We start from the raw sequence: 4,160 nt of genomic DNA, 5'->3' as shown, positions 1-4,160 counted from the left end.
GGCTGGGGCCAAATCCCCGGCGGCCCCAGCGGCGGCGGCGGTCCCGGCGGCGGCGGCGGTTGCGTTCCGGGTGTCGGTTGCGGCGGCTGGCCCTGATCCCACGCTGGCCGCCCGGGTTAAAGTTCGGGTATCTCGATCGCAAGGGGACCTCGAATGGCCAAGCTCAGGTTCGGATACTTCATCGCACCGTTCCACCGTGCCGGCACCAACCCGACGCTCGCGCTGCAGCGTGACCTCGACTTCGTCGAACACATCGACGCGCTGGGCTTCGACGAAGTCTGGATCGGGGAGCATCACTCGGCCGGCAGCGAGATCATCAGCTCACCGGAGATCTTCATCGCTGCCGCCGCCGGGCGAGCTAACCGAATCCGGCTCGGCACCGGGGTCATCTCGCTGGCATACCACAACCCGCTATGGGTTGCCGACCGGCTGATGCTGTTGGATCACCTCACTCACGGTCGAGTGATCGGCGGGGTAGGGCCCGGTTCGCTGCCCACCGATTCGGGGATGATCGGACTCAACCCGACCGACACCCGCGAGCTTCTGGAAACCAACCTCGACATCGTCGTGCGCCTGCTGGCGGGGGAGACGGTGACCGCCAAAACCGCAACCCACGAGTTGTTCGATGCCAGGTTGCAGCTGGCCCCGTACTCCGACGATGGGATCCCACTGGCCGTCGCCGCGGTCGCCTCGCCGACCGGTGCGCGGCTGGCCGGCAAGCACGGCATCGGCCTGCTGTCCATCGGGGCAACGCTGACGATCGAAGGCTTCGACGCACTCGCTTACCACTGGGGCATCGTCGAAGAGCGCGCCGCGGCCTTCGGCACCCAGGTCGACCGCAAAAACTGGAGCCTGGTCGGCCCCTTCCACATCGCCGAAACCGACGAACAGGCCCGCGCCGACGTGAAATTCGGCATCGAGCCATGGTTCCATTACTTCCAAAAGGTCGCGGCCTTCCCGCAGATGACCATGCCGGGGGATCGACTCGACGAGATGATCGACATCATCAATGACAGTGGCGCCGGTGTGATCGGCACGCCGGAGCGGGCGCGGGCCCAAGTACAGCGGCTGTGGGATCAGTCCGGCGGCTTCGGCGGCATGCTGCAAATGGGCCACGAGTGGGCGAATCCGGCAGCTACCAGGCGATCGGCGGAATTGTTCGCCGCCGAGGTGATGCCGTACTTCCAGGGCCAGGCGCAACCGACGATTGACGCGGCTGCGCGGGCCAGCGAAGTGCGCGAGGACCTCGCCCAGACGCAACTGCAGGCCATCGACCACATGACCAAGAAATATCAGGACGAAATCGGGTCGAAATAACCGACCGTCACCCGCTACCTTTCCTTGCGGATCAACCGCCACAGCGCCTCATGATCGGGCGCCAGCAACTCGTCGATGCGCTGATGGTCCACCTCGGCGACGATGATCTCACCCACCTCCTGGTGGACATCACTGAAAATGCCGTGGGACTTCATCTTCTCGGTCTGATAGACGTTGTCCTCGGTCGGAGTGACGTAGTGCACCGCGTCGGCCTTGAAGCGGGTCACCAGCCAGAGATGAATCAAAGTCATCAGCCGCTTCTGGCGTAACTTCTCTTCGAAAGTGTTCTGGTCGCGCACCGTGAGGATGGTGGTTTCGCGGCGGTCCTGAAAAGGGGTGAAGATCACGTTGGCGAGCTTCTCCTCGGTGTGACCGCCCTCGCGGTAAATGACCAGCTCGAGCAGCTCCGAGCCGGCGCGCTGCGGCCGTAGCTGCGCGCGGAGCCTCTCGTCGAGCTGGTAGTACTCGCTCCACATCGCCAGCCATTCCTCCAGCAGCTTGCGCGGCACCTCCGTCTGTACGAGATGCTGGTGCTGGGTGGATCCCTCGCCCATCGCCTTGGTCGTCGCCGTGCGCCCCGAAGAGGCGAGCAGTGCGGCGTCGCTCCGCGGCCCACCGACCAGAGTTTGCGGCGTGCGGTACGGCGACTCAACCAGGCGCAACTGACGCTGCAAGCGAGCCAGCGCCAACATGCCGTCCTGGCGCAGAGCGGTGGCGAACTCTTCGGCGGCGAGGCCGTCGATTTGGTGGCCGCCGTAGGTGATGAAGTTGAAAACGAAGCCCATCTTGCCGATCTCTTCGGGGAAGGCCCGCATCTCCTCGTCGGTCATTCCGGTGGTGTCCCAGTTAAACGAGGGAGAAAGGTTGTAGGCCAACATCTTGTCGGGATATTGCGCATGGATCGCCTCGGCGAACTGGCGGGCGTCGGCGAGATCGGCGGTCTTGGTCTCCATCCACAGCAGGTCGGCGAACGGCGCCGCGGCCAGCGACTTGGCGATCGCATACGGTATGCCACCGCGGACCTGGTAATAGCCCTCGGGGGTCTTCGCCAGCTCACAGTCCCATCGGGCCGCGGCGCCCAATTCCCTCGCCTTGTCGCGGGCATCATAGAACGGCGCACGCTCGGCGAACCGCTTCCACTCCGCGGCGCTCATGTCGCGCGGTTCGTCCTCGCGCTCCGCGAACTCCAGCACCTCCGCCACGGCCTCCCCGTAGGTCATCAACCCGGCGTCGTCTTCCCAGACCTCGACGAACCGCGCCTCGACTTTGTCGTAGAGAGCGTCGAGCGATTGAGCCACACCGTTTTGTTTCCAGGCGGTGGCTGCCCGCGCGATCAGGTCGGCGATGCCCCGGCGCTCCAGCCAGGCATCCGCCGCGGCGTACTCGCCCTCGGGCAGCGCGTAGAGCAGGTGACCATTCAGCTCCTTGACCCCCAGCTCGTAGAACCGGCGCATCATCGCCAGGAAGCAGGCCTTATAAGAGGGGATCTTGAGGTTGGTGGCGCCGAGCAGGAACGGCTGGTCGCGCTCATCGGCACGGCTGTCGATCAGGTTGCCCGCCTCAGCATCGGTGCGCGCGACGATGATGCCAGGTACCCGCATGATGTCCAGCTGGAAGCGGGCGCTGTTGAGGCGCTTGATCTGTTCGTCGGAAGGCACCAGAACCTTGCCGCCCTGATGGCCGCATTTCTTCGTGCCGGGGCGCTGGTCCTCGATGTGGTATCCCGGCACACCGGCCTCGACGAACCGGCGGACCAGGTTGCGGACATGCGGATCGCCGCCGTGGCCGGTATCGGCGTCGGCGATGATGAAGGGCCGAAAATCGGTGGCCGGGGTCGCGGCCCGGTCCGCTTCGCTCATGCGCTGGCGCAGGTATTCCTGATTGCGGTCGGCGGTGAGCAGGGCACGCACCAGCCCGGCGGCCTCCTCGGGCACCTGACTCAGCGGATAGCTGGCCAGATCGGGCCCCGGGTCCTCGGTGGTGGAGCCCTTGGCAGAGGTGGCCCAACCGCCCAGGTAGATCCCCTCGATGCCCATCCGCTTCATGGTCACGACCTGGCCCGGCGAGTAGGGGCCGAACGTCGTGATGCTCTTATGCTGGGCGAACAGCTCGCGCAGCCGCCGGTAGAAAGCCTCCGCGGCCTCTCGCGCCACGGGGTAGTCGGCGGGGATCGTGCCACGCTGCTCTACGACCTGTCGGGCGGTGTAGAGCCGGATGATCTCGCCGAAGCGCGGACTGTCGACGTATCGCTGTGTGGCAGCGATGTCCTGTTCGAACGGTGTGCGGGGCTGTGCGTCCGCTTCGATAGTGGTGGCCATGGATTTACGCTCCTGTTCAGCGCGGTCCGCTGGAGACGATGAGAGTCTACCCGGGCGCCGTTTGCTGCCTGTCGTTTTCTTGCCATAGCCCGGTCTCGCCGCGCGGCAACCGTGGCGCTCGATCGACAGACCGAGCGAAGCTATTGGTGCACAAGGCGATAGGGACCGGGCTGGTCAGGGCAACTGATCTGTGTAGTCCCAGTTTTGGCCGAGGCGACGCGTGACGAAGTCGGCAGCTTGGCCTTCCATGCCGTCGACCGCATACAGCGTGTGCGCTCCGTTGTCGGTGCCGTCTGGCGAGCAGATCGGGTCGCCGGGCTCGCACAGTTGGACGGTCTTGCCCGCGTAGGCCTGACCGACGTTGATCTGCGGCGCATCGTACCTGGCCAAGAAATCGTTGGATGGTGTCCCGAAGAGGGCCACCGCGGCGACGTGGCTGGCGACCCCGGGCGCCATCGGTCCGGTAATGGCCTCGGGCGGGGTGTAGCCGTCAGGGATTCGGTCAGAGGTGACGTAACCCGTCAC

General features: G+C 65.5%; 3 protein-coding genes. 1 reads left to right on the top strand and 2 read right to left on the bottom strand.

What is annotated here, in order from left to right:
* Positions 1-153 precede the first annotated feature (153 nt).
* On the top strand, positions 154-1,317 hold the full coding sequence (locus tag ACRDTL_RS13870; protein ID WP_431507284.1) for an LLM class flavin-dependent oxidoreductase: 1,164 nt from the start codon (positions 154-156) through the stop codon (positions 1,315-1,317).
* A gap of 14 nt (positions 1,318-1,331) precedes the next feature.
* Here ACRDTL_RS13870 and aceA read toward each other — a convergent pair whose 3' ends face one another.
* Together aceA and ACRDTL_RS13860 are read right to left on the bottom strand one after the other, a co-directional pair.
* Complete coding sequence (gene aceA / locus ACRDTL_RS13865; RefSeq protein ID WP_431507283.1) at positions 1,332-3,635, bottom strand: isocitrate lyase ICL2; 2,304 nt, start codon at positions 3,633-3,635, stop codon at positions 1,332-1,334.
* 174 nt (positions 3,636-3,809) lie between these two features.
* Positions 3,810-4,160: cutinase family protein (locus ACRDTL_RS13860; RefSeq protein ID WP_431507282.1), on the bottom strand; the 351-nt coding region annotated here is incomplete at its 5' end.

This window comes from Mycobacterium sp., from assembly GCF_050700595.1.
Classification (GTDB): domain Bacteria; phylum Actinomycetota; class Actinomycetes; order Mycobacteriales; family Mycobacteriaceae; genus Mycobacterium.
This window is presented reverse-complemented; position numbering and strand designations above follow the sequence as displayed.

Excerpts from the sequence above, each read along its gene's own strand:
- ACRDTL_RS13870 (WP_431507284.1), top strand. The coding sequence starts at position 154 with ATGGCCAAGCTCAGGTTCGGATACTTCATCGCACCGTTCCACCGTGCC.
- aceA (WP_431507283.1), bottom strand. The coding sequence starts at position 3,635 with ATGGCCACCACTATCGAAGCGGACGCACAGCCCCGCACACCGTTCGAA.